This window comes from Haloarchaeobius amylolyticus (assembly GCF_042678045.1).
In the GTDB taxonomy this organism is placed as follows: domain Archaea; phylum Halobacteriota; class Halobacteria; order Halobacteriales; family Natrialbaceae; genus Natrinema; species Natrinema amylolyticus_A.
Window position 1 is genome coordinate 1 of record NZ_JBHUDI010000006.1, and the last position, 23917, is coordinate 23917.

A 23917-nucleotide genomic window follows, 5' to 3' on the forward strand; every position below is an offset into this window, starting at 1 on the left:
ATATCCCCTCCCTGCTCGCTTCGCTCGCTGAGGAAGAGGGCTTAGCGCCTCGATTCAGCTAACTATCGCCTGCTGCGGGAATCGAACTGTATCACGTCGAGAATCCACCACGACGGCTCGGGCGCTCGATGGGCAGTTTCAAGACGGTTCTCGAGACAGGGTCTCACATGCTACGTTCGTTCGATGGGACCGAACCACAGGTTGCCGACTCCGCGTACGTCGACGAAGCCGCCGTCGTCATCGGCGACGTCGTCATCGAGGCCGACGCGAGCGTCTGGCCGAACACCACGCTCCGCGGCGATCACGGCCGGATCGTCGTCGGTGAAGGGGCCAACGTCCAGGACAACGCCGTCCTCCACGAGGATGCAGAATTGAAACCCTACTCGACGGTCGGCCACAGCGCCATCGTCCACGACGCGACCGTCGCCGAGCGCGCGCTCGTGGGGATGAACGCCGTCGTTCTCGACGGGGCCCACGTCGGCGAGGGCGCGGTCGTCGCCGCCGGCAGCGTCGTCACGGAGGGTACCGAGATCCCACCGTCGACGCTCGTCGCCGGATCGCCAGCCGAACCGAAGACGGAGATCGACGATCCACATCTCGAGGCGACCGCCGACCGGTACGTCGAACTGGCGAGAGAACACGCTGAGACGTCGGAACGGCTCGACTGATACGGACGACTGTCAGTCAGTTCCGGCGTATCCACGAACCGTCCTGCGGATACGCCGGTAAATCGTGACAGCAGACCGTATGAGGAGCTATCCGTAGACGACCTCCCGAACGTCGTCGACGCCGGCGCGCCGGACGACGGCCCGCACCGGGTCGCGCGCGCCGGCGAGATTGTCCGAGTCGCCATCGAGCACTAGCAGCCGGGCCTCCCGTCCGGGCGCTACAAGTCCGTACTCGAGATCGGCGATTTCAGCCCCGTTGATGGTCGCCATCCGGAGGATTTCGTCGGCCGGCAGATCGGACAGCTTCGCGAGAAACTCCATCTCGCGGAACATCGACGGCGAGTTGAGCATCACGTTGTCCGTCCCGAGCGCGAGCGTCGTCCGCTCGTGCAACTCCTCGTAGGGCGACAGTCCGACGTCGGTCACCAGATTCGAGCGCGGACAGACGACGACTGGAATCTCGCTGTCTGCGAGCCGATCGAGATGCAGCGGTTCGGGGTGGACCATGTGAACCAGAAAGTCCGGCTCGAGGTCCAGCGCCGGGTTGATATCGCTTTCGTCGACCTCGCCGGCGTGGATGCCGAAGGGTTTGCCTGCCTCGCGGGTCGCCGTCCGCTCCTGATCGAAGGTCGCGTCGTTGGCCCCGCTCGCGCCGAACCCGTCGCCTTCATGCATCGCGTCGACCGAGCCACGAGCGAACGACAACGCGTCGATCTCGAGGCCCTCGGCGGCGTCTGCGAGCATTCGAACGCCCTCGACGTCGCCTTCCCGAAAGTCCAGACAGGCGGCCGTCCCGGCCTGTTGCATGAACGCTAGCGAGCGCTCCATCGCGCTCACGAGTTCGTCGCGGGAGGCCGCCCGGAGTAGCCGATGTTTCAGCCCGTCCGGCGGCGCGACCAGTTCCTCGAGCGAGAGCCCACCGCCGGCCTCCTTGGCGATCGAGTCGCCGATGTGGGTGTGAGCGTTGACGAACGCCGGGAGGATGATGTCGTCGCTCTCGACCGGCGTCTCCTCGATGGCCTCGATGCGGCCGTCGTCGTCGACGATGATCCGCCCCTCGACGGGCTCGAACTCGCGGCCGCGGAGCACGGTTCCGGTTCGTTCCATACGAGCCCGTTGGCGGCGAGTGCCTTCAACGGCGGCGGTTTGGGGTGCGATCGACCCCCGCTTCGACGTGGGTGAAATCAGGCAGACTCGTCGTCGGGTTCGATCGGCTCGAACAGGACGGCGATTAGCCCCGAGGTGACGAGCAGGAGCAGCCCGACGATCACGGCGGCGACCTGTCCACCGACGGCGTCGATGCGGACGAGGCCGCTGGCCCAGCCGACCAGTCCGACGGCGATCGCGGTCGTGACGACGAGGAGTACCAGCAGTCTTCCCACAAATTTACTCATTGCACAGTTCTCTTTCTCGGCCATGGATAAGCCGCGAGCCGTCCTGCGATCGCGCCGGTAACCAGTGACGGCAGACCGTCTCAGTCGACGAACTGATCCAGCGTCGCGTCGAGTCCGTCCCTGACGTCGCTGACGAGCGCGCCGTCGATATCCAGCCCGAGCACGTCGACAGCAGCCCGACCGACCCGATCCCGCAATTCGGGCGGCGAGTACACGCCGAGACGCCACTGGGAGTACTGGGCCGCCCGCAGCGCCGCGACCAGCGGCGACTGCTGGCCCAGTCGACGGACCTCGCCGTTGACTACCACGCGCGTCGTCGACTCCGTCATCGAGGGTCGGCTCGGCACGTCGAGGATGACGGCCGCCCGATCGACGCCCGCCCGGTCGGCGATCTCGCGTTCGAACTCGCGGATCGTTCCATGATCGGCGTCGATGATCCCACCCGGCACGTCGTCGAGCTCGGCCCAGACCGCCCGCTTGTACAGGTCGCGGTGATCCAGCCGCCTCGAGAACGCCGCCGTCCGCTCACACGAGCGCAGTGCAACGATCAGATCGGGGTCGTCCATCCGCTGGAGGGTCGCGGCGTCGACGTCGATCTCGGGTGCGTCCAGCAGCCGTTCGGCGGCTCGCCGGAGCATCGCCTTGCTGATCCGGGCGACGCTGTGGCTGTAGACCGTCGGATTCATCAGCGCTCGAGCGACCAGCAGGCTCTCGGCCGTCTGGACGTTCCCCTCGTCGAGGACGAGTTCCCCGTCGACGAACGTCAGTTCCCGGACGAGCCGTCCGTGGTCGATCGTGCCGTAGGGAACGCCGGTGTGGTGGGCGTCCCGCACCAAGTAATCCATCCGGTCGACGTCGAGTTCGCCCGAGACGAGCTGGCCAAAGCGGCCCTCGCCGGCGACCAGATCGGCGACCCGGTCGGGCTCGAGGTCGTGGTCGCGCAACACCTCACCGACCGTCCCGTCCGCGAGCAGGTCGTGGACATCGTCGTGGTACCGTCCCGTCCGGCGGTGGGTCAGCGACTCGAGGTTGTGACTGAAGGGGCCGTGACCCACGTCGTGAAGCAGGGCGGCGGCGTGGACCCGCTCGGCCTGCCGTCCGTCAACGGCGAGATGTTCGAGGGCCTCGCAGGCGAGGTGGTAGACGCCGAGACTGTGCTCGAAGCGGGTGTGGTTGGCAGAGGGATACACGAGCGAGACGGTCCCGAGCTGGCTCACGTTCCGAAGCCGCTGTACTTCGGGCGTGTCGAGCAGGTCCCGGGCGACGCCGTCGACCTGAATGTGGTCGTGGACGCTGTCCTTGATGATCTTCATTAGTCGCCTTTCGGCCGGTTCGTACAAAAACGGTCGTCCGAGCGACACCCCTCGCGTTGCGAATACCGGCTCAATTACTACTGGTGTGGTCCTGCTTCGTTTCGACAGCCAATGACCAATCTGACTGTCCCTCCCGACGCCGACACGAAACGAACCAAATCGCTCGTCCAGGAGCACGTCGACATCGGCGACACCGTCGAGGTCCGCAGCGAGGAGCGGACGGCCGGTCAGATGACGGCCGTCACCGGAGACGTGACCGGTTTCGAGCCCGGATATCTCGAGCTTGACGGCCAGCCCCTCGACGACGGAAGCGTCCGGTACGACGAGATCCACACGGTCTCGACGATCGAGTCGTCGTAGTCGGGGCTGCACCCGGCCAGCTCGCTATCGGCCTGCCTCGAGTCCGAACCGGCGGTCGACGGCCGCGCAAACGCGCTCGAGCACTACGGGGTTGTCGCTGGGCCGACCGACGCTGACCGCGTCGGCACCGTACTCGACGTACTCGCGGACGGTCGCGTCGTCACGGACGCCGTTGTTGGCGATCACGAACAGGTCGGTCGCGCCGACCACGTCCGCGATGATCGACTCGGTGTCCATCGCGTCGACGTGGACGAAGTCGGCCCCCGCGCGCTCGAGGTCGCGAGCCAGCGCCGGCAGGTCGACGCCGGGAACTTCGGCGCGGACCTTCACGCCGACGATCGCACCGGTGTCGGCCGCCCGGCCGACGTACGCCACGAGGCGGTCGCCGTCTTTCAGGAGCGTCTCGCCACAGCCAACCGCACAGAGTTCGTCCTGTCGACAGTGGGCATTTATTTCGAGGTAGGCGTCCCGATCCTGACAGACGCGGGCGGCGTCGGCGATCGGGTCGACGGTCGCGCTCCGGACGTTGAACGCGGGCTGGATGGGGACGTCTTCGAGGGCTGCAAGCTGGCGGTCGATGAAGGCGAGTGGATCATCGGGCAGGAACTCGGAGCGATCACGGGCAACGAGGTCGCGTGCGGCCGCTCTCGCGTCGGCATCGAGGGCGATACCGCCGAGGAACGCCGCGCCAGCGTAGTCAGCGCCGGCCCGCGCCCAGTCGGCGTCGGCCTCGCCGCTGAGGCTGGCGAGCGCGAGCGGCGGGGTAAACGAGACGGACTCAGTCATGTGAGCGAACGCGCTCGATCGCGTCGGCGACGGCTCGAGCCACACGCGCGGCGTCCTCGCTGTCGTCGATCCGGATGTCCGTCCGGATCGTCGGCCGGTCGAACGCGGCGTCGTCCTCGTCGATCACGAAGGCGTCGACGAACGGGTACACGGAGGCCAGCCCCTCGGTGCTCGGCTCTGCATCGACCGCGGCCATGAGATCGCCCGCAGGCCCGGAGAAGGCGTCGTCGCCGAGGAACGGCGACACGGCAACGACCGTCGTCTCGGCGAGCGCGTCGGCGACGCCCGGCAACGCGAGCATCGGCCCGATGCTGGTGACGGGATTCGAAGGGCCGATGACGACGGTGTCGTCGAGTGCCTCGAGGACGCCCGGCGCGGGTTCGGCGTCCGACGAGCCGCGGAATTCGACGGTTTCGACGGTCGGCGCGCCGCGGTGAGCGACCCAGTATTCCTGGAAGTGCATCATCCCCTCGTCAGTGTGAACGAGGCTGGCGACGGGATCGTCACTCATCGGGAGCAGGTCGATCGTTACGCCGAACGCGTCGGCCAGCCGCTGGGTCGCCTCGCTCAGCGTCTTACCCTCATCGAGGAGACTCGTGCGCGTGATGTGGACAGCCCGGTCGCGGTCGCCGATCGTCATGAACTCCGCGATCCCGGAGAAGCGCCGCCAGTTCGCGAGTTGCCGTCCCTCGGTCTGTTTCTCCTCGGGGAGATACTGTGGCCCCTCGGGAAGTCCCGCGGCCGACGCGATGTCGGCCAGCGCCGAGTTGGTTCGGTGCGTATCGTCCTCGATTCCCCACCACGTCTCACGGTCGAGGATTCCACCGCCTTGAAACAGCAGCGTATCGACGTCCGGCGAGACGAAGAGCCCGCCGAGCTCGATGTCGTCGCCCGTGTTGGCGACGACCGTGGTCTCCTCCGGCGAGAACGCGGCGGCAGCGCCGTCTAACAGCTTCGGCGTTCCGGTGCCCCCGGAGAGGAAAGTTACCATACGCGCACTTCTCGAGCGAGGCTACTTAATCGCTTTCGGCCGCATTGGAACGGCGGATGGTGACAACGGGCGTGCTCGAGCGGAGGGCTGTGGCGCTGACGCGGTCGTCGTTGTTGTCACGAGTTCGCTACGTGACGGTCGATCGATCCGGGCCGAGAAGTGACGCTCCCAGGCGACGCTCGCCTGGCGCTCGCGTCCGACGGCTGGCGGGTGGAACCACGTTCTCGAGCCATAGCCCGATGCGCCCCTGTTCGGGTCTCTCTCGACACCGGACCTATCTTAATTATTGATAATGTACAACTATATCCCCAGGGAAAGCGTACGAATATTGAGTGACAATGGCAGTAGTAACCACACCCGTAGACGACGGTGCAATAGACGGATTCGGCGAGGGGCTTCACGGCGAATTGCTCCGCCCCGAGGATCCGAACTACGACGAAACGCGAGCGATCTGGAACGGAATGATCGACCGACGGCCAGCACTCATCGCTCGAGCGATGGGTGTCTCGGATGTGATCGCGGCGGTGAACTTCGCCCGCGAGCAGGACATGGTACTCGCGGTCCGCGGTGCCGGACACAACATCGCGGGGAACGCGGTCTGTGACGACGGCCTGATGCTCGACCTTTCGGCGATGCGGTCGGTTCGCGTCGACCCGGAGGAGCAGACGGCTCGAGTCGAACCGGGGGCGACCCTCGGCGACTTCGACCACGAGGCACAGGCGTTCGGGCTGGCGACGCCGCTTGGAATCAACTCGACGACGGGGGTCGCGGGACTGACACTCGGCGGCGGGTTCGGCTGGCTGACTCGCAGGGACGGACTGACGGTGGACAACCTGCGCTCCGTCGATATCGTCACCGCAGACGGCGAACTGCGTCGCGCAAGCGAAGAGGAAAACCCGGATCTCTTCTGGGGAGTCCGCGGCGGCGGTGGCAACTTCGGCGTGGTCACCTCCTTCGAATTCGACCTCCACGAGGTCGGCCCCGAGATACTGTCGGGGCCGATCGTCTATGCGGGCGAAGATGCGCGAGACGTCATCCGACACGTCCGGGACTTCAACGAGGATGCACCGGACGAGTCCGCCGTCTGGGTCGTTCTCCGAAAGGCACCGCCCCTGCCGTTCCTTCCCGAGGACGTCCACGGCGTCGGTGTCGTCCTCGTCGTGATGTTCTACGCTGGTGACATGGACGAGGGTGAAGAAGTCCTGGCCCCGCTCCGGGAGTACGGCGACCCGATCGCCGACGCGGTCGGTCCACACCAGTACGCGGCGTTCCAGCAAGCGTTCGATCCGCTGCTCACCGAGGGTGCCCGGAACTACTGGAAATCGCATAACTTCAGCGAACTCTCCGACGACGCCATCGATACCGCAGTCGAGTACGCAGCGGAGCTCCCGAGCCCGCTGTCCGAGATCTTCTTCGCACAGATCGGCGGCGAAATGGGCCGCGTGCCCGCAGACGCGACGGCGTACCCACACCGGGACGCCGAATACGCGATGAACGTCCACACGCGCTGGGAGGACCCCGCGATGGACGACAGGTGCATCGCCTGGTCTCGGGAGTTCTTCGACGCGATGGCCCCATACGGGACCGGCGGCGTCTACATGAACTTCATCAGTGAGGACGAGGGCGAAGAAGACCTCGCCTACGGGACGAACCAGCAACGGCTGGCCGAGGTCAAGGCCACGTACGATCCGGAGAACCTGTTCCGGATGAACCAGAACGTCGAACCGGCCTGATAACGCTTTTTTGCCGATCCACCGCTCACGAACCGCTAGTCGCCGATCCAGTCCGCGAAACTTCCCTCGAGCAACGTCTCCGACTGCCGGCTGACGTAGCGCTGTTGCATCCGCGCGATCGCCTCGGCGAGGTCGGCACCGTCCTCGAGGGCTGCCCGCACCTGCTCGCGCTTCCAGCTGGCCGGCGTCACTTTCTGGCGAACTCGCCGCCGGAGCGGGTAGAGGTACTTGGCGGCGTCTTCCTCGCTCAGCCCGCGGTTGACCAGCCCGTCCTCGGCGTGAGCCAGCAGGTCCTCGTAGAGTTCGAGGCCGTCGGTGATCTCTCGGCCGTCGTTCGTGATCCAGGTCAGCTCGGCCTCGAGGCCGTCGGTCATCGCCCCGTAGAAGTTCTCGCGAGCGAGCTGCCAGTCGAGTTCGACGACGGGGTGCTCGAGTCGGGTGAGACTCTCCATCAGCCCGGCGAAGGCGGCGAGAAAGGCCACCGAATCGCGGACCGTCGGCTGGGCCGGGATCGGCCGGAACTCGATGCGAGCGTTGGCAGCCGAGCGCGTCGGCCCGCCGAAGACCGGGCGGACCCACCGCCAGTAGGTACCGTGTTTGCGCCGGAAGTGGGGGAACTGATCGTCGAATCGCTCGCCGGGCTCGACCGGCATGGGAACGATCGTGTCGTCCTCGACGATTCGGTCGATCGCCTCGTCGACGCTCTCGAGATCGTGGGGGAACCGGACCTTCCCCTCGCCCGTCGTGGGATCGTTGAGCACGGTCTCGAAGACGCTGATGCGGTGTTCCATCCAGCCGTCTCGAAGGACCTCGTCTGCGGTCGCGTCCTCGTCGTAGAGGTCAGCGGGGAAAAACGGCGAGTTGACCCCCAGCGCGAGCAGCGGGCCCGCGACCCGCAGCGCGTAGTTGAAGTACTCGGGCAGGTCGGGAGCGTGAGCCACCTGGTAGTGGGGCTGAATCGACGTGATGAGGCTCTCGGGCATCACGGTATCGGCCTGTAACGAGACGTGCGGTGCCTCGATACGCATTCCCGCGGAGTCTGCCTGATCGGTGTTGGCCATCGCGTGATACCGGGCGGAGTCGCTCATGTTCGTCGCGATGCGCATCGAGCGGTCGTCCCCTTCCGGCGTGGTTGCCGTCCGCTCGACGCTGTCAGTGAGGTACGTGTCCGCCGCCTCGCCTTCGGGTGGGATCGTCCACAGCCCGTCGCTGACCAGCCGCATCCGCTCGGACTGGGTCACGTCCAGTGCCGTCTGCAGGCGCGCTTTGACCTCCGACTCCTGGGCCGCGAGTCCGGGCGCGTTCAGTGGCTGTGGGCTGGTCGTCATCTCTGCGTTGTGTAAGCCCAGTTCCTTCTCGAAGCCAATCAACTCGAGCAGCCGGCGTGGGACCCGCCGCAGCGTACAGTCGTCGGCCTTGATCGCGTAGAACTCGTACTCGAGGCCGACGATCGCCTGCGGGTTGTCGAAGACCCCCTCCTCGACGGCGTCTTTGATCACCTCGGCGTCCGCCTCAGCCTGCTGGCGGAAGTCAGCAGCGTCGACCGCCAGCACGTCCGCGACCCGTGCGGCGAGTTCCTCCTCTGGCATAGCTCCGAGTGCGCGCGCGATTGACTTGAAAGCACGTCTCTCGAGGCGACGACCGGTTCGAGGACCAACGCCGGCTTCGAACGTCTTACACCGTCCGCGAGAACACGATAAACAGCGCCAGACCGACGCCAGCCATGAGGGTGACGGTCGAGTGTTTCTGCTCGTGTGCGCTCGCCTCGGGGAGCAGGTGAGACGCGGAGACGTAAAGCAACACACCAGAGACGAAGCCGAGCATGAGCCCCAGATGGCGCTGTCCCAGCCTGGTGACCAGCGGATACGCGACGAACGCGCCGATCGGTGTCGTCAGCGTGGCGATGAAAAACGCGTACACAGCCGCCGTCCGTTCCGTCACGTTCCCTTTCAGCAAGACGAGATAGGTGATGACTCCTTCGGCGAACTCGTGGACGACCAACCCGGTGCCAGCCAGGATGCCAGTCAGGAGGGACACGCTGAACGTGACAGTATATACGACGCCGTCGACCAGCGAGTGAATGCCGATGCCTTCCGCTGCCGTCACCCCGAACGCGAGGCTCTCCTGCTGAGTGCGATACGTGATCAGTTTGTTGGAGAAAAACATGAACAGGAACCCACCCAGAGCACTGAATCCCGCGTTCGGGTTGTTCGCGATCGCGTTCGGTAGCGCGAGCAACAGCGGCGTCGAGAGGAGGACCCCTGCGGCAAAACACATGAAATACGTGAGGTAGCGCTCCGCCCACGCTCGATAACGGAAGATGGCGATGATTCCTGCGCTGTTGACGAGCGCTGCAACGATGGCGAACCCCGCGATCCAGTAGAACTCTCCTGAAACCGCTACCATGGCCGACCTCCGCTCCCCTGATCGTTCATCGTCGGTAGGACGATCGACACCGAGCAGATACATAGGGATACTGGGGTGTCACGGGCAGGCCTGCGACAAGCACTCGTTCGAGCAGGCTGCGTCATTATATCGGCTGACAACGTACCGTCAGATATGACCGCGATCGGTGAGCTCAACGTCACGCCCGTTCGGGAGGGGAGTCTGTCCGAAGAGATCGCGAAGGCGATCGACGCGCTCGAGGCATTCGATGTCGCGTACGAAACCAATCCGATGGGGACGGTCGTCGAAGCCGACGATGCGAACGAGTTGTTCGACGCCGCAGCGGCAGCACACGCGGCCGTCGACGAAGCCCGGGTGATCACGACGCTGAAAGTCGACGACAAACGGACAGTCGAGCAACGCGCCAGCGACAAGGTCGACGCCGTCGAACGACGGCTCGGCCGGGAGGCTAGGCGACGCGACTGATACGGTCTGCTGTCACTGGGTACCGGCGCACCCGCAATCGTCATGCGGGTGTGCCGGAACTGACTGACAGTGGTCCGTATGGGTGCCCTTACAGGAGTTCGTCGACCGACTCGTAGTCGCCCGTCTCGACACCAGCGGCCGTGATCTCGGCGACGCAAACGCCAATACCGGTCAGCGTGTCGCGCTCGGCACCGCTCGCGAGGGCACGGCCGGCGACCCGTCGTGCCTCGGCCATCGTCAGCGAGTCCGTCGCGCCGGCTTCGAGGACGCCCGTGGCGATCTCTCGTCCGCTCCCGATTGCGACGGCCTCGTCCTCGAGAACCCCGCCGTCCGGGCGCAGGCAGAAGACGTGTGACCCGTCGTCGTCGACGCCGCCGAGGACGAACGTCCCCGCTTCGGACGCCGATCGGAGCTTCTCGGCCGCAACCGCACTCAGTTCTGGCAGCGTCATCGGCTCGCCACGTTCGGCCTCGTAGCGGTCGGCCTCGAGCCGGACCGTTCGGACGAACGACTGTGCAGTGCCGAGATGGTCGGTCGATCCCATCGCGGCGGTCGGGTGGACCTGCGCGAGCTTTCGGACGCGCTCGCTGCGGACCACGGTGTCCTGACTCGTGCGCGTGTCAGCCGCCAGGAGGACACCGTCTCGCGTCGCGAGCCCCACGAGCGTCCCGGTTACCTCGGAGCCACCGTCAGTCAGGAGGTCGCCGTCCCGTGATCGACTGGTTCGCAGTCGGCGTGCCGTCACTGTGACACCTCACGGAACCGACATCGACCAGCACTAAAACAGTTGCACGTCGCCGGCCACGATGTCGCGGGAGAGCGAGTCGACGTCCTCGAGTTCGGCGGTCACGAGCCGTCGGATCTCCTCGTCGTCACGTGCTGCCGTCTCCACGTCGATAGCCTGGGGTTCCGTCACCGGCGCGCCGATCTGGGAGAGGAGTTTCACCCCGGTGTACTCGGCATCGAGTTGCTGATTGATCCGTTCTGCGGCGTTCGTCGCGACGAGGTTGTAGAGCTTGCCGACGTGGCTAACCGGATTCTTGCCGGCCGTTGCCTCAAGGCTCATCGACCGGTGGGGCGTGATGAGCCCGTTGGCGCGGTTGCCACGCCCGACGTTCCCGTCGTCGCCCATCTCGGCGGAGAGGCCGGTTTCGGTGAGGTAGACGGTCTCGGCGTCGACATCGTCAGCGGCGTTGACGTCGACGTGGACGTCGCGCTCCGTGCGGTCGCTCGCGTACCGGGTGGCCAGGTCCTCGACCTGCGCGACGACGTCGACGTACTCCTCGACGGTCGCGACGTACCGAGAGACGACGGCCGCGGCGACAGTGAGACGAAGACCGTCGTCCGTGCGCCAGCCCAGCACCTTGACGTCCTCGCCGACCGCCGGACCCTCCTCGCGGATCGCCGCCTCGAGCCCGCGGACGATACGCTCCGTGTCGGACAGCGGCGCGTAGCCGACGCCGATACTGGTGTCGTTCGCTCGCGGGGCCGCCTGCTCGTCGAACAGCGCCTGCAGATCGGCGGACGTTTCGCCGAGACGTGGGTCGAACTCGACCGCGTCGGCGGGCAGTTCGTCGAAGTTCGCGTCGACGTAGTCTCGTGCGGCGTCGACCGCGAGGTCGTCGATCGGTACACGTCGCCCATCGACGGTTTTGGTCGCCTGTCCGCCGAGAAAGACGGTGATCGGATCGAGGATCTCGCCGCCGCCAAACGCTGGCTCGGTCGTCCCGGCGACGAGCTGGACGCTGTCGGTGTTGTGATGGAGCACCCGCCCGAACTCCTCGAGATAGTACTGCGACAGGCGTCGCGAAATCGCTTCGGCGATCCCATCGCAGATCGAATCCGGATGACCCAGTCCCTTCCGTTCGACGAATTCCGTCGCTCGTGACGTGACGGGATCATGCTCGAGGTGGTGAACGGTCACCGCAGAGTCGGCCATAGACAGAACCACGCTAGCTGTGAGCATAAGTCACGGTGGCACCAGACTTAGCCGAGGGTCTGTTCTCCGCTCGTCAGAAGCGGTTCCCGGCCCCAATATTGGTAGTACCACGTAGCCTACGTGCAGGTATGCCCAAAACAGCCCCATTCGAGGAACACACCGACCGGTACGAAGACTGGTTCGACGCCCACGACGACGCCTATCGATCCGAGCTCGACGCACTCGAGCGGCTCGTCCCGGCGACCGGCCGCGGAATCGAGATCGGCGTCGGCAGCGCACGCTTTGCTGCACCCCTCGAGCTCGACGTCGGCATCGATCCCGCCGCGGCGATGCTCGAGCGCGCCCAAGCACGGGGGATCGACGTGGTCAGGGGAGTCGCCGAATCACTCCCCTTCCGAGACGGAAGTTTCGACACCGCGTTGATCGTAACGACGATCTGTTTCGTCGACGACATCCCGCAAACGCTCGCCGAAGCCGACCGCATCCTCAGGCCGTCGGGCAGTCTCGTGATCGGCTATATCGACAAGGACAGTCCCGTCGGCCAGCAATATCAGGAGAAAAAAGCGCAGAACCCGTTCTATCGTGACGCGACGTTCGTCTCGACCGACGAACTCGTCGACGCACTCGAGGCGGCTGGCTTCACCGACTTCGAGTTCGTCCAGACGATCTATCGCTGGCTCGACGAGATCGACGGTCCCGAACCGGTCGAGAAGGGGTACGGCGACGGCTCGTTCGTCGGGATCAAAGCGACCCGGTAGCGGCCGATCGCCGTGACCGGGGGTTCGACTCTCGTGTTTGTGAGCTCCCACGGGTCAGAAGCGAGCTATGCCTTTATGAGGACTCTGGGCGAACCGGATAGTATGTCACGGGAGGTAGAACGCTGATGGCCGACACGACGCCCACCCGGCGACGCGTACTCGCCGTCGGAGCGATCGCGGCCGGCCTCGCGGGGTGTCTCGATGGTGGTAACTTCCAACCCACCGGCGCTACCGACGACGGGAGCAGCGAGGACGACGCCGGCTCGAACGGTGATCACGGCCACGACACCGATCACGACCTCGGCCATCCGGAGCCCCACGTCGACGTGGCGATGGAATCGGCCGACGATGCTCACCACTTCGTTCCACACGTCGTTCACGTCGAGACGGGCGGGACGGTAACGTGGACCCTCGAGAGCGGCGCACACGACACGGTCGCCTACCATCCGGACAACGCAGACCTCCTCCCGTCAGCGGCCGAGCGACGGATACCGGGCGGAGTGCGTCCCTGGGCGAGTGACCTGTACCGGACTGCGGGAGAGACCTTCGAACGATCTTTCGAGGCGGCGGGGATTTACGACTACGTCTGTACGGTCGTCGAACACGGCCACGGCCCGGAGCGTGGACAGGGACCCTACGGCCATCACCGAACACACGAATCGACGGGCATGGTCGGTCGCGTCATCGTCGGCTGGCCGGACCTCGACCCGGACGACCAGCCCGCCCTTCGATCACCTGCGGACCGGCTCCCAGACGCCGCGAGACACGAACTCGAGGGGTTCAACGACCGAACCCGAACGTTGCTCGAGGACGGCGACGAACACTGACACGAAGGTGTCTGCGCCGTAACAAAAAGGTATGTTTTCTCCGCGATCCTACATGCCGGACTGGATGCGAGCTCGAACGCACACCGGCGAGGCGAGATCGACAGCGGTCGATGGACTGCCACTGTGTCCACCTGACGGTGCTGAACGAACTGCCAGAATTCCCGACGGGCGATTCGAATGAGCTTCATTGCGGAATATACGCTCTCGAATCCGATCCTGTACGAGACCCGGGAAACAGTTCCCGAGGTCACCGTCGAAGTCGAAGACGAGCAGCCGGCGCTGAAAAGCGACTCGCGGTTGACGATCTGGGCTCGTGGCCAGGAGAATGAACTCGATCGATTCTTCCGAGAACTTCCACACGATCCGTCCATTGCGGACTTCGAGACGCTCGCGACGCTGTCCGAGCGACGGCTCTTTCGTATCACGCTCTCGTCGGAGGGCGAACGTGGCCTAACGTATATCGACGCGATCGAACTCGGGATCACGTTTCTCGAGATCAAAGCGACGGGGACGACGATGGAGTACCGCGCGCAGGTGCCAAGCCGCGAGGCGCTCTCGAGCTACCGTGATCGATGCGACGAGCGCGACCTCCCGTTTACGCTTCACCGCCTCTATCGAACTGACGCGGAAGCGTCGGCCAAATACGACCTCACCAGCCGCCAACGAGACGTGTTACATCGTGCGCTGGAACGGGGCTACTTCGAGGTCCCGCGTGAAATCTCGGCAGAAGAGTTGGCCGAAGAGTTCGAAATCTCGAGCCAAGCGCTCTCGGCGCTCATTCGGCGCGGTCAGAAGGCGCTCGTCCGGAGTACGATCGCGAACGACACGAATACTTAAACCGTTGATGAGTAAACCCGGGAAGCCACCAATCAATAGTCGTCTATAGTAGTATACTGATGGCCACGAGACAAAATCGATCGATGCACGCAGATGCCGACGTCTGTCAGGACTCGCTCACCTACACCGCGGCTGACGACGAGCCACTTAGTGATGCCGTCATTGCGGCGTTACGAGAAGCCGCGGGTGTGACGTCCGATTCGGACGCAAGTGCTGACCTGCAAACCGTCGGCGTCCTCACCCCGCTTTTCGAGACGATCGATCCCGACGCGCTCAATGCCCTGTTCAGTCCGACGTACAGCGGTGACACACGAACCGGGTCCGTGACGTTCACCCACGACGGCTACGAAGTGACCGTAACCGCCGAAGGCGAGGTCACCGTCTCGAGTCAGTAAGTCTCCTTCGGTCGCAACTGTCCCTAGTCGATCGCTTCGGCCCTCCTCTTTTCGACTTCGGCCCCTTCCGCTTTGACTCACGTCTCGAGTCCCTGCGCACGGATCGGGCCCGTCTCAGAACCGTTTTACACCCCCCGGCGATACACACCGGCGATGGAGTTCGCCACGTTCGCCGACCGCGCCGGGACGATCGACGCCGAACCTGCCGACCTCGAGATCGTCGCCCACGTTCGGGAGCTGCTCGCCGACGCCGGCGACGACGCTTGCGGCGGGGCCGAGCCACAGACCCTCGAGATCGTCGCCCGCTTTGCCCAGGGCCGAGTGTTTCCGGCCTGGGACTCGACGACGCTCGATATCGGGCCGAGTACGTGTTACGAGGCGATCGCCCGCGCCGCGGGGACGAACGTGGGTGCCGACGACGTGGAGGACCGACTCGCCGACGTCGGCGAGATCGGTGAGGTGGCGGCGAGCTACGACTTCGGCGGCCAGCAGGGGCTGAGTGCGTTCATCAGCGGCGGCGCTGGCGGTGGCGGTGACGACCTCACCGTCCGTGAGGTCTACGAGACGCTCGAGGACCTCGCCCACGCCGAGGGCTCGGGAAGCCAGGATCGCAAGGTCGACCTGCTCTTCGGGCTGTTCAACCGCTGCTCGAGCGAGGAGGCGCGCTACCTCGCCCGCATCGTCCTCTCGGAGATGCGCATCGGCGTCGGCGAGGGGACCGTCCGCGATGCCATCGCCGAGGCGTTCGACGTACCCCAGGATCGGGTCGAACGCGCGCTGCAAGTATCGAACGACTACGGACGGGTTGCTCGAGTCGCCCGCGACGAGGGGCTCGAGGGACTGGACGCGATGGAACTCGAGATCGGGCGGCCCGTGCAGGCGATGCTGGCACAGGCGGGCACCGTCACTGACGCGCTCGAGGAGTGGGACGAGGCCGGCGTCGAGTGGAAGTACGACGGGGCGCGGATTCAACTGCACTACAACCCCGCCGGGTCTGGACCGGCGGACACGCGCGTTTTCTCGCGAAACATGGAGGAGGTCACCGACGCCTTGCCGGAAGTCGTCGAGTTCGCCGCGGACACGCTCGAGGAACCCGCGATCCTCGACGGAGAGGTCGTCGCGATCGACGCGGACGGGTCGCCGCTGCCGTTTCAGGAGGTGCTCAAGCGATTCCGCCGCAAACACGACGTTGCGAAGGCCCGCGAGGACGTCACGGTGCGGCCGGTCTTCTTCGATTGCCTGCATGCTGATGGCGAGGACTTGCTCGAGGAACCGTTGACAACACGGCACGCCAGACTCCGATCGGTGTTAGGTGGGTCCGACACCGCGGACCACACTGGCGGCGACGGCACCGCCGCCGACGCGGACGTCGAGGGGCTCTCCCTGCTCTGGCTGACCGACGATCCGGACGAGATCGAGTCGATCGACGCCGACGCGCTCGAGGCGGGCCACGAGGGAATCATGCTCAAGAATCCGGCGTCGACGTACTCGCCGGGCCGCCGCGGCAAACACTGGCGCAAGCGCAAACCGGACGTGGAGACGCTCGATTGCGTCGTGACCGGTGCCGAATGGGGGGAAGGCCGGCGTGCGACCTTCCTCGGGACCTTCGAACTCGCCGTTCGTGCGGGTGACGACTTAGCGACAGTCGGCAAGGTCGCGACCGGCATCACCGACGAGAAGTTGTCGGAACTGACGGAGTTGCTCGAGCCCCATATCGCCGCCGAAGACGGCCAGGACGTCGACATCGAGCCCGCGGTCGTCTTCGAGGTCGGTTACGAGGAGATCCAGACCTCACCGACGTACTCGTCGGGCTATGCGCTTCGGTTCCCGCGGTTCCTGGGCGTTCGGCCCGACAAGGACCCGGCCGATGCGGACTCGCTCGAGCGCTTGGAGCGCTTGCAGGGCCAGTGAGCGTCTGAAGCACCACGGTTTTGTTCACTGAGTACAATATTACGGTGATGAGCACCATCCGCCCAGCAGAACTCGATGCACGTCTCGAGTCGGGAGACGAACCGTTTATCATGGACATTCGCCCGCGATCGGATTTTCAATCGAACGCGATCGAGGGCAGCCACAACGTACCCGTCTATCAGGAGCTTCGGCAAGGCGACGAGGCCGCACTGTACGACCGACTCGATGACCTCCCCACTGACGAGGACGTGGTCGTGGTGTGTAAACAAGGCATGGTTGCCAAACGGGCGACGAGCCTGCTCTCCGATGAGGGGTACGACGCGGCGACGCTTCTGGGGGGCATGAGCGGGTGGACTGGCTATCAGAACGGCTCGCTGGGGTACAAGCTCCGGTCGTTGCTGTGGAAACTTACGTAAGAACTGCGTCATAAAAATACCACGACACAAGTTACTACGCCCACAAACCGGCACACGCTGCCCCACGACATGCCACAGCAGCGCGGACAGTCAGGGTCGAACGACTGACTATATGTGAGCATCCTTAAGAGCCACGGGAAACTGGATTCGCGTATGCAACCGCGCGACCTGTCCGATCACGTCGCATACGAGGCGGGTCGAGGCATCGAGGAGGTCGCCCGCGAACTCGGGCGCGACCCCTCGGAGTTCATCAAACTCGCCTCGAACGAGAACCCACACGGGCCCTCGCCGGCCGCCGCCGTGGCCATTCGGGAGACGGCCTCGAACGTGAGTTCCTACCCCAAAGCCGCCCACGCCGACCTCACGACCGCCATCGCCGGCCGCTGGAACGTCGCCGACGAACAAGTCTGGCTGGCAAACGGCGGCGACGGCGCGATCGATTACCTCCACCGAGCGGCCCTCGAGCCCGGCGACGACGTGCTCGTCCCGACGCCCGGCTTCGCCTACTACGGGATGAGTTCCCGGTTCCACCACGGCGACGTTCGCGAGTACGGCCTCTCGCGAGCCGACGACTTCACACAGGATGCCGACACCGTCCTCGAGGCCTACGACGGCGAGCGCGTGATCTGGCTGACGAGCCCGCACAACCCAACCGGCTCGACGATGCCACTCGCAGAGATCGAACGACTCGCCGACGAAACCGACGAGGAAACCCTGATTGTCGTCGACGAGGCCTACGGCGAGTTCGCCGACCGGGAGAGTGCCATCGCGCTCATCGAGGGCCACAACGGATTCGAAGCACGTGACGACGTTGCGGTACTGCGCACGTTCTCGAAGGCCTACGGGCTGGCCGGCGTCCGGCTCGGCTACGCCGTCGTCCCTCACGAGTGGGCCGACGCCTATACCCGCGTGAACACGCCCTTCGCGGCGAGCGAACTCGCCTGTCGGGCAGGTCTCGCGGCCATCGACGACGAGGAACACGTCGTCCGCACCGTCGAGACGACCCGCGAGTCGCGCGCGTATATGCACGAAAACATCGATGCGCACGTCTGGGAGAGCGAAGGGAACTTCGTCCTCGTCGACGTCGGCGACGCCTCGGCCGTCGCCACCGAGATGCAACAGCGGGGCGTCATCGTTCGGGACTGCTCGAGTTTCGGCCTCCCGGCGTGTATCCGTATCACCTGTGGCACCGAAGACGAGACCGAACGCGCGGTCACGACGCTCAACGACGTGCTCGAAGACCTCGACGTGGACGTAGTCGACGATCCCGACGCGGAGGTGGCCGATCCGTGAGGGTCGCCGTCACTGGCACCCCCGGGACCGGCAAGACGACCGCGACGGAGTTGCTCGAGTCCCGGCTGGCCAACTCGGAGAGCGACGACGAAGGAGAAGCGACGCCGGCTCTCGACGTGATCCATCTCAATCAGGTGCTCGAGGACGAAGGACTCTACACCGAGGTCGACGCGGATCGCGACAGCAAGATCGCCGACCTCGAGGCGCTCGCGGAGTGGCTCGACGGCCGCGACGACGTCGTGATCGAATCCCATCTCGCCCATCACTTCGACGCCGACCGAATCGTCGTGCTCCGGTGTCACCCCGAGACGCTCGAGGAGCGGCTGCGCGAGCGCGGCGAGACCGACGCGAAGGCGGCAGAGAACGCCGAAAGCGAGGCGCTGGACGTAATCCTCTCGGAGGCCGTCGAGGAACACGGTCTCGAGTCGGTATACGAGATCGATACGACCGACCGTGATCCCGAGGCCGTCGCGGACGACCTCGCGGCGGTCGCGGCGGGCGAGCGCGAGCCAAGTGCCGGCGAGGTCGACTTCATGGGGTATCTCACATGACGCTCGACAAGTTCCGCCCGTACGTCTCGGGTGCCCTCGATCCGTTCGTGAAGGGGTTCGACCGCGTCGGGATGACGCCCAACGGGGTGAGCGTGCTCGCGTTCGGGATGGCGATTCTGGCCGCCGGTGCGTTCGCACTCGGCGGTCTCGAGGATCCCGTCTGGTACGCCGTCGCGGCGGCGCTCGTCTTCCTGAATGGCTGGCTCGACATCGTCGACGGCGCGCTCGCGCGCGAACAAGAGGTTGCCTCGGCCGGCGGCGACCTGCTGGATCACGTCCTCGACCGGTATGCGGACATCGTCGTCATCGCCGGGCTGGCCGCGGGCCTCGAAAACTACCTGCTCGGCTTTGCCGCCGTGACCGGCGTGGTGATGACCTCGTATCTGGGCACGCAGGCTCAGGCCGTCGGGCTCGATCGGGTCTACGGTGGGCTGGTGGGTCGTGCAGACCGGTTAGCGATCATCGGACTCGTCGGCTTTCTGGCCTATCCACTCTCGGGACCAGTCATCGGCGACGTGACACTCGTCGGCCTGCTGTTGGTCTTCCTCGCGGTCGTCGGCCACCTGACCGCGCTCCAGCGCTTTTACTACGCCTGGATAGCCCTCGAATAAATACCCGTTTCCGGCCGTTAACTCGGCTGTCTTCCGACATAGAACGACGCCGTATACTTTATCCCTCGGCACGATATAGAACTGGGTATGGTTCAGTGCGAGATGTGTGGGGCCGAGACGTCGTCCCCGAAGACGATCAAAGTCGAGGGTGCGAAGCTAGACGTGTGTTCGAACTGCACGGACTTCGGCACTGAAGTCAAACAGACCTCGAGTTCGAGCACGTCGACCAAGTACTCGACCGACTCGAGTTCGTCCGCATCGGGCGGGGGTGGCCAGTCGACATCGAGCGCGAGTTCCGCGAGTTCCGGTGGCTCGAGCCAGCGTCGCTCGGATATGTTCGACGACATGGACGAGCTCGCGACCGATTACGACGATCGCGTCCGCAACGCCCGCGAGAGCAAGGGACTGAGCCAGTCCGAGCTGGCAAACGAACTCAATGAGAAAGCAAGCCTCATCCGTAAGATCGAACGCGGTGACACCCTCCCGAGCGACCGCGTCCAGTCCAAACTCGAGAACTTCCTCGAGATCAACCTGAGCGCGCAGGGAAGTTCCGGCGAGGATTCGGAGTGGTCCGGCGGCTCTTCGACGGGAAGTTACACCCTCGGCGACGTCGTCAAACGCAAAGACTGACGCGGAATATCCTCGGAACCCGCGTCGCTGACTCGCAAGCTATTTCTTCCGTGCGGGTGCGGTTGCCGATATGTTCGTCTTGGTCAACCTGAAGACCTATCCGTGTGATCCGGTCGCAGTGGCGGAAGCCGTCCGCGACGTCAACGAAACCACCGATGCCCGTCTGGCCGTCGCGCCGCCAGCGACCCATATCGAGCGCGTCGCCGAGACGGGCGCGGAGACATGGGCCCAGCACGTCGATCCGATCGAGCATGGCAGCAACACCGGCCACACCCTCGCCGAACACGTCGCCGACGCGGGTGCGGTCGGCACGCTGATCAACCACTCCGAGCGGCGACTGAAACTAGCGGACATCGACGGTGCCGTCCAGGCGGCCGAGCGGGCCGACCTCGAGACGGTCGTCTGTGCGAACAACCCGGCCCAGATCGGCGCGGCCGCGGCGCTCGGACCGGACGCCGTCGCCGTCGAGCCCCCGGAACTCATCGGCACCGGGACGCCGGTCAGTCAGGCCGATCCCGACGTCGTCGAGGACGCCGTCGACGCCGCAGCGAGCGTCGACGCCGACGTCTCGGTCCTCTGTGGGGCAGGCATCAGTACGGGCGACGACGTCGTCGCCGCGGGCGACCTCGGGTCCGAAGGCGTGTTGCTGGCAAGCGGCGTCGCGAAGGCTGACGATCCGACAGCCGCGCTCGAAGACCTCGTGGCACCACTTTAGATCGGATCGCTTCCGGCTCCGACGGCGGCACGACACACGTGTCGCCGACCGACTTTTCTTCCTCTCGGTCGAAGAACGGACTATGACCGATGATGGGGCCGACGCCGAGCACGACCCGACAGCGGGGGAGCGACCTGTAGCCGTGACCCTCGAGAACCGCCTGATGAGCCACGGCATCTACCTGACGTCGTTCGCGTGGAAGGACGAGGCCGATCCGCCCGAAGACGGCGCCGGGATCGAACTCGAGTACGAAGTCGTCGCCGAGACGCCCAGGATCACGCGCGACGAAGTCGGCGCAGTGCTGCGGACACTGCTGACGATCGGCGACGAACGCTCGTGGATGCCGGGCCGGCTGGAGGTGACGTCGCTGACGACCGACGGCGACGTCCGCGGCTGGTGGTACGTCGAACGCGAGTGGTTCGAGCAACTGGAATCGGAACTCTCCCAACTCGAGTTTTCCCAACAGGTCCTCTCGACGATCAAAAATTACCGCCCGGAATACGACAGTAGATAAATGCGAGTCTGACGTAGTTTAATAATGGTTCGGCCAACTGCTTATCGTAGACATTCACATGACCGGCGAGCAGGTGTACGTTTCTCACGCCCCGAGCGATCTCACACTCGTCCAAGACCTGTTCTCGACGGTCAAGAACTTCCCCTTCGGCGTCCACATCGCACTCGAGGAACTCGAATCCGTCCGCTCTCGGAAGCAACTCGAAGGCCGCGTTGCCAACAGCGATGTTGTCGTTGCAGTGCTGACTGAAGACATGGCCGACACCACGTGGATCGATCAGGAGATCGGATACGCGGTTGCCAAGGGCATTCCCGTCTTGCCGCTGCGCGACGAAGGAGTGAGTCGTCGCGGCTACGTCGGTGATGTCGAGGGCGTGACGATCGATCGATCGGATCTCACGGTGACGATTTTCAACTTGCTCTCCCGGCTGCGAAGCGAGCTTGCGCCGCTTGGAGCGCTGTCAGTCCCGAACTGGTACATTCGGTTCCCGTGTACGGTCCCGGACTGTGGTCACCCGGTCACGCTCGAGCTCGAGCAAGGACAGACCAAGCTCTGGAAACTCTATACGCACGGCAAACATCTGACAGCGTCGTGTGCGGCGTGTGGATCGACGTACTGCTTCAACCCGGCGACGATCGGTTTCAGGGGTCGCAAAGAGGTGTGATCACTCGTCGGTACGAAGTCGCTCGTAGGCCTCCGTGACGAGCTGAAACGCGGATTTGCTGCCGCTTTTGCGGTCAGGATGAGCGCGCTTGATCTGGTCGTGATACACGTCCCGGAGTTCGTCGTCGCTCACGTCCGGCTCGACGCCGAGGATCTCGCGCGCTCTGGTCTTTCGCATGTCGACGGCCGCGACGATGCCGCGGTCCTCGGCGGCCGCCTTGCAGTCAGCACACAGCCGCTCGGTGCGCTCGTCGATCGTCGTCACGCGGAACGGCTCCTCAGTAACCTGTTCGTGACACTGCGTACAGCGATAGCGTTTCTCGTCGGTGTGCTCGGATTCGGTCGTCGGACTGGTATCGGCTACAGCAGTAGTATCGTCCGTATCGGGAGCTGACGAGTCGTCACTGCCGCTCGTCGGTGCCTCGGTCGCACACGATGGACAACAGGTCACGACGGTGCCGTCGTCGAGGACCACGTCCTTGAGCTCGGCCACGAGGAAGGTCCCGGTACAGCCGTCGCAGGTGTCTCGGCGCTGATCGAGCGAGCCGCCCTTCTGTGCGGCTGCTCTGGCGTGAGGCTCACAGTCCGGGCAGCAGGCGACCTGCTGGCCGTCGGGCATCGTCACTGTCGTCAGTTCCTCGAGCGCAACTGTTCGGCCACAGCCGTCACAGCCGACTCGTTTGTCGCCGACCACAGCCATCACGACGGCGATTCGGCGTCGACCTATATTAGTTCTTTTGCAGATAGTCACGAAATCGGACCCGTTGTGGACCCGAACGATCGTGATCCGACCGTGTGCTCGACGATCGTAATACGTGATTACTGCGTGGCTGCGTCGGACGGCGCGACGGCGGCGGCTGAACGGTACTGCTAACAAAGTAGTCGCCCATCGACTGTCGGGTGTGCGAGGGAGACCTCGCACGAAGACGCGCTATCCGGTGGGCGGCACTCGGCGACCGGCGCTCGCCGAGGGCCACCACTCCTGTCAGGTCGTTTTCCACCACTTCGAACCGGGACACCAATAGGTCCGCAGCGCGCACGTTGTCGTATGGATACGGCAGTTCAGACCGGGTCCCAGAAAGACACGCTCGACCGTGAACGGGTCATCGTCGGCGTCGTCGACCTCATCGTGGTCGTCGGGTTAGTCCTCCTCGGAAACATCGAACACGGTGGGAATCCGATCGCCGAACCAGTGGCATCGCTCACGACGGCCGTTCCGTTCGTGATCGGCTGGCTCACCGTTGCATTGCTCGCGGGCGTCTACACGCGTGACCGTCGTGGCGGGATCACCGACATACGGTTGACGGCCGTCGCATGGATCGCGGCAGCGAACGTCGGGCTCATGATTCGTGGCTCGCCGCTGTTCGACGGCGGAACGACCTGGCCGTTTCCGATCGTCATCACCGGTACCGTCCTCGTCGCCTTGCTCGGCTGGCGGCTCGGCTACACTCTGTACGTGTCACGATCAAGGTAAGTTGCTCGAGGGTCGGTCGACCTCGCGTTCATAACAGCTGATCGATCTTTCTAATATCCAATACAGAGTAGTGGAAGCCGAGATTTTCCACGGAAGCAGACGAGAACGTTGGGATCTGTGAATCTCTATTTCTTACATTGGTTTATCGATGTCTGACATGACATTTTTCAAAACGGATAAAACATTCTCATAAGTTATGAGTAGCCGATTCGTAGAATGTGAATCAGGTAGCAGTCAATCATGAGCTAATTATGGGAAACACTTATA

The 23917-nt window shown here is 64.7% G+C and carries 28 protein-coding genes; 18 read left to right on the top strand and 10 right to left on the bottom strand.

Annotated elements, in window-relative coordinates; translation table 11 throughout:
• The first annotated feature begins 128 nt into the window (after positions 1 to 128).
• Positions 129 to 668, top strand: coding sequence for a gamma carbonic anhydrase family protein (locus ACFR99_RS11240; protein ID WP_390287377.1), 540 nt, complete (start codon positions 129 to 131; stop codon positions 666 to 668).
• A gap of 87 nt (positions 669 to 755) precedes the next feature.
• Here the strand turns inward: ACFR99_RS11240 and ACFR99_RS11245 are convergent, their stop codons facing one another.
• From ACFR99_RS11245 to ACFR99_RS11255, 3 genes are all read right to left on the bottom strand, one after another.
• A complete protein-coding gene (locus ACFR99_RS11245; protein ID WP_390287379.1) occupies positions 756 to 1775 on the bottom strand; it encodes an amidohydrolase family protein in 1020 nt (339 codons plus the stop codon).
• A gap of 77 nt (positions 1776 to 1852) precedes the next feature.
• Positions 1853 to 2062, bottom strand: coding sequence for a hypothetical protein (locus ACFR99_RS11250; protein WP_390287381.1), 210 nt, complete (start codon positions 2060 to 2062; stop codon positions 1853 to 1855).
• Between the two features lie 80 nt (positions 2063 to 2142).
• Positions 2143 to 3375: an HD domain-containing protein gene (locus ACFR99_RS11255; protein WP_390287383.1), complete on the bottom strand. Its 1233-nt coding sequence runs from the start codon at positions 3373 to 3375 to the stop codon at positions 2143 to 2145.
• 111 nt (positions 3376 to 3486) lie between these two features.
• Here ACFR99_RS11255 and ACFR99_RS11260 point away from each other — a divergent pair, with 111 nt between their 5' ends.
• Complete coding sequence (locus tag ACFR99_RS11260) at positions 3487 to 3735, top strand: hypothetical protein (RefSeq protein ID WP_390287385.1); 249 nt, start codon at positions 3487 to 3489, stop codon at positions 3733 to 3735.
• Positions 3736 to 3759: 24 nt separating this feature from the next.
• Here the strand turns inward: ACFR99_RS11260 and ACFR99_RS11265 are convergent, their stop codons facing one another.
• Together ACFR99_RS11265 and cofD are read right to left on the bottom strand one after the other, a co-directional pair.
• Positions 3760 to 4521 (bottom strand): beta/alpha barrel domain-containing protein, encoded by a 762-nt coding sequence (locus ACFR99_RS11265; protein WP_390287387.1) that lies wholly within the window; start codon positions 4519 to 4521, stop codon positions 3760 to 3762.
• Positions 4514 to 5512 (bottom strand): 2-phospho-L-lactate transferase, encoded by a 999-nt coding sequence (cofD, locus tag ACFR99_RS11270; protein WP_390287389.1) that lies wholly within the window; start codon positions 5510 to 5512, stop codon positions 4514 to 4516. The genes ACFR99_RS11265 and cofD overlap by 8 nt, the downstream gene beginning before the upstream one ends.
• A 338-nt stretch (positions 5513 to 5850) precedes the next feature.
• On the opposite strand from cofD, the gene ACFR99_RS11275 reads away from it, so the two are divergent.
• A complete protein-coding gene (locus tag ACFR99_RS11275; RefSeq protein ID WP_390287391.1) occupies positions 5851 to 7245 on the top strand; it encodes an FAD-binding oxidoreductase in 1395 nt (464 codons plus the stop codon).
• Between the two features lie 35 nt (positions 7246 to 7280).
• On the opposite strand, the gene ACFR99_RS11280 is transcribed toward ACFR99_RS11275, so the two are convergent.
• On the bottom strand, positions 7281 to 8834 hold the full coding sequence (locus tag ACFR99_RS11280; RefSeq protein WP_390287393.1) for a glutamate-cysteine ligase family protein: 1554 nt from the start codon (positions 8832 to 8834) through the stop codon (positions 7281 to 7283).
• Between the two features lie 85 nt (positions 8835 to 8919).
• On the bottom strand, positions 8920 to 9651 hold the full coding sequence (locus ACFR99_RS11285; RefSeq protein WP_390287395.1) for a ZIP family metal transporter: 732 nt from the start codon (positions 9649 to 9651) through the stop codon (positions 8920 to 8922).
• A 153-nt stretch (positions 9652 to 9804) separates the two neighbouring features.
• On the opposite strand from ACFR99_RS11285, the gene ACFR99_RS11290 reads away from it, so the two are divergent.
• Positions 9805 to 10116, top strand: a complete 312-nt coding sequence (locus tag ACFR99_RS11290; protein WP_390287397.1) for an MTH1187 family thiamine-binding protein — start codon at positions 9805 to 9807, stop codon at positions 10114 to 10116.
• 88 nt (positions 10117 to 10204) lie between these two features.
• On the opposite strand, the gene ACFR99_RS11295 is transcribed toward ACFR99_RS11290, so the two are convergent.
• A complete protein-coding gene (locus tag ACFR99_RS11295) occupies positions 10205 to 10861 on the bottom strand; it encodes a proteasome subunit beta (RefSeq protein WP_390287399.1) in 657 nt (218 codons plus the stop codon).
• 33 nt (positions 10862 to 10894) lie between these two features.
• Positions 10895 to 12055: a methionine adenosyltransferase gene (locus ACFR99_RS11300; RefSeq protein ID WP_390287401.1), complete on the bottom strand. Its 1161-nt coding sequence runs from the start codon at positions 12053 to 12055 to the stop codon at positions 10895 to 10897.
• A 128-nt stretch (positions 12056 to 12183) separates the two neighbouring features.
• On the opposite strand from ACFR99_RS11300, the gene ACFR99_RS11305 reads away from it, so the two are divergent.
• The 13 genes from ACFR99_RS11305 (at position 12184) to ACFR99_RS11365 (ending at position 22177) form a co-directional block, all read left to right on the top strand.
• Positions 12184 to 12813: a class I SAM-dependent methyltransferase gene (locus ACFR99_RS11305; RefSeq protein WP_390287403.1), complete on the top strand. Its 630-nt coding sequence runs from the start codon at positions 12184 to 12186 to the stop codon at positions 12811 to 12813.
• Between the two features lie 125 nt (positions 12814 to 12938).
• Positions 12939 to 13640, top strand: a complete 702-nt coding sequence (locus ACFR99_RS11310; RefSeq protein ID WP_390287405.1) for a cupredoxin domain-containing protein — start codon at positions 12939 to 12941, stop codon at positions 13638 to 13640.
• Between the two features lie 177 nt (positions 13641 to 13817).
• Positions 13818 to 14477, top strand: a complete 660-nt coding sequence (locus ACFR99_RS11315; RefSeq protein WP_390287407.1) for a helix-turn-helix domain-containing protein — start codon at positions 13818 to 13820, stop codon at positions 14475 to 14477.
• Positions 14478 to 14560: 83 nt separating this feature from the next.
• Entirely contained in the window at positions 14561 to 14872 is a 312-nt protein-coding gene (locus ACFR99_RS11320) for a HalOD1 output domain-containing protein (protein ID WP_390287409.1), read from the top strand.
• Positions 14873 to 15025: 153 nt separating this feature from the next.
• Entirely contained in the window at positions 15026 to 16783 is a 1758-nt protein-coding gene (gene ligA / locus ACFR99_RS11325; protein WP_390287411.1) for an ATP-dependent DNA ligase LigA, read from the top strand.
• Positions 16784 to 16830: 47 nt separating this feature from the next.
• Complete coding sequence (locus tag ACFR99_RS11330; protein WP_390287413.1) at positions 16831 to 17199, top strand: rhodanese-like domain-containing protein; 369 nt, start codon at positions 16831 to 16833, stop codon at positions 17197 to 17199.
• Positions 17200 to 17352: 153 nt separating this feature from the next.
• Positions 17353 to 18492 carry a histidinol-phosphate transaminase gene (gene hisC / locus ACFR99_RS11335; protein ID WP_390287415.1) on the top strand — a complete coding sequence of 380 codons (1140 nt, stop codon included), beginning with the start codon at positions 17353 to 17355 and terminating at the stop codon, positions 18490 to 18492.
• The gene (locus ACFR99_RS11340; protein ID WP_390287417.1) at positions 18489 to 19043 is read left to right on the top strand and encodes an adenylate kinase family protein; all 555 of its coding nucleotides are present in this window, start codon (positions 18489 to 18491) and stop codon (positions 19041 to 19043) included. Before hisC ends, ACFR99_RS11340 begins: the two co-directional genes overlap by 4 nt.
• Positions 19040 to 19654, top strand: a complete 615-nt coding sequence (locus ACFR99_RS11345) for a CDP-alcohol phosphatidyltransferase family protein (RefSeq protein WP_390287419.1) — start codon at positions 19040 to 19042, stop codon at positions 19652 to 19654. The genes ACFR99_RS11340 and ACFR99_RS11345 overlap by 4 nt, the downstream gene beginning before the upstream one ends.
• An 87-nt stretch (positions 19655 to 19741) precedes the next feature.
• The gene (locus ACFR99_RS11350; RefSeq protein ID WP_390287421.1) at positions 19742 to 20284 is read left to right on the top strand and encodes a multiprotein bridging factor aMBF1; all 543 of its coding nucleotides are present in this window, start codon (positions 19742 to 19744) and stop codon (positions 20282 to 20284) included.
• Positions 20285 to 20354: 70 nt separating this feature from the next.
• Positions 20355 to 20999 carry a triose-phosphate isomerase gene (tpiA, locus tag ACFR99_RS11355; RefSeq protein ID WP_390287423.1) on the top strand — a complete coding sequence of 215 codons (645 nt, stop codon included), beginning with the start codon at positions 20355 to 20357 and terminating at the stop codon, positions 20997 to 20999.
• An 82-nt stretch (positions 21000 to 21081) separates the two neighbouring features.
• Positions 21082 to 21513, top strand: a complete 432-nt coding sequence (locus ACFR99_RS11360; RefSeq protein ID WP_390287425.1) for a DUF8159 domain-containing protein — start codon at positions 21082 to 21084, stop codon at positions 21511 to 21513.
• A 58-nt stretch (positions 21514 to 21571) separates the two neighbouring features.
• Positions 21572 to 22177, top strand: coding sequence for a toll/interleukin-1 receptor domain-containing protein (locus ACFR99_RS11365; protein WP_390287427.1), 606 nt, complete (start codon positions 21572 to 21574; stop codon positions 22175 to 22177).
• Here ACFR99_RS11365 and ACFR99_RS11370 read toward each other — a convergent pair whose 3' ends face one another.
• Positions 22178 to 22876 (bottom strand): J domain-containing protein, encoded by a 699-nt coding sequence (locus tag ACFR99_RS11370; protein WP_390287429.1) that lies wholly within the window; start codon positions 22874 to 22876, stop codon positions 22178 to 22180.
• Between the two features lie 348 nt (positions 22877 to 23224).
• Here ACFR99_RS11370 and ACFR99_RS11375 point away from each other — a divergent pair, with 348 nt between their 5' ends.
• Complete coding sequence (locus ACFR99_RS11375; RefSeq protein ID WP_390287431.1) at positions 23225 to 23650, top strand: DUF3054 domain-containing protein; 426 nt, start codon at positions 23225 to 23227, stop codon at positions 23648 to 23650.
• Positions 23651 to 23917 lie beyond the last annotated feature (267 nt).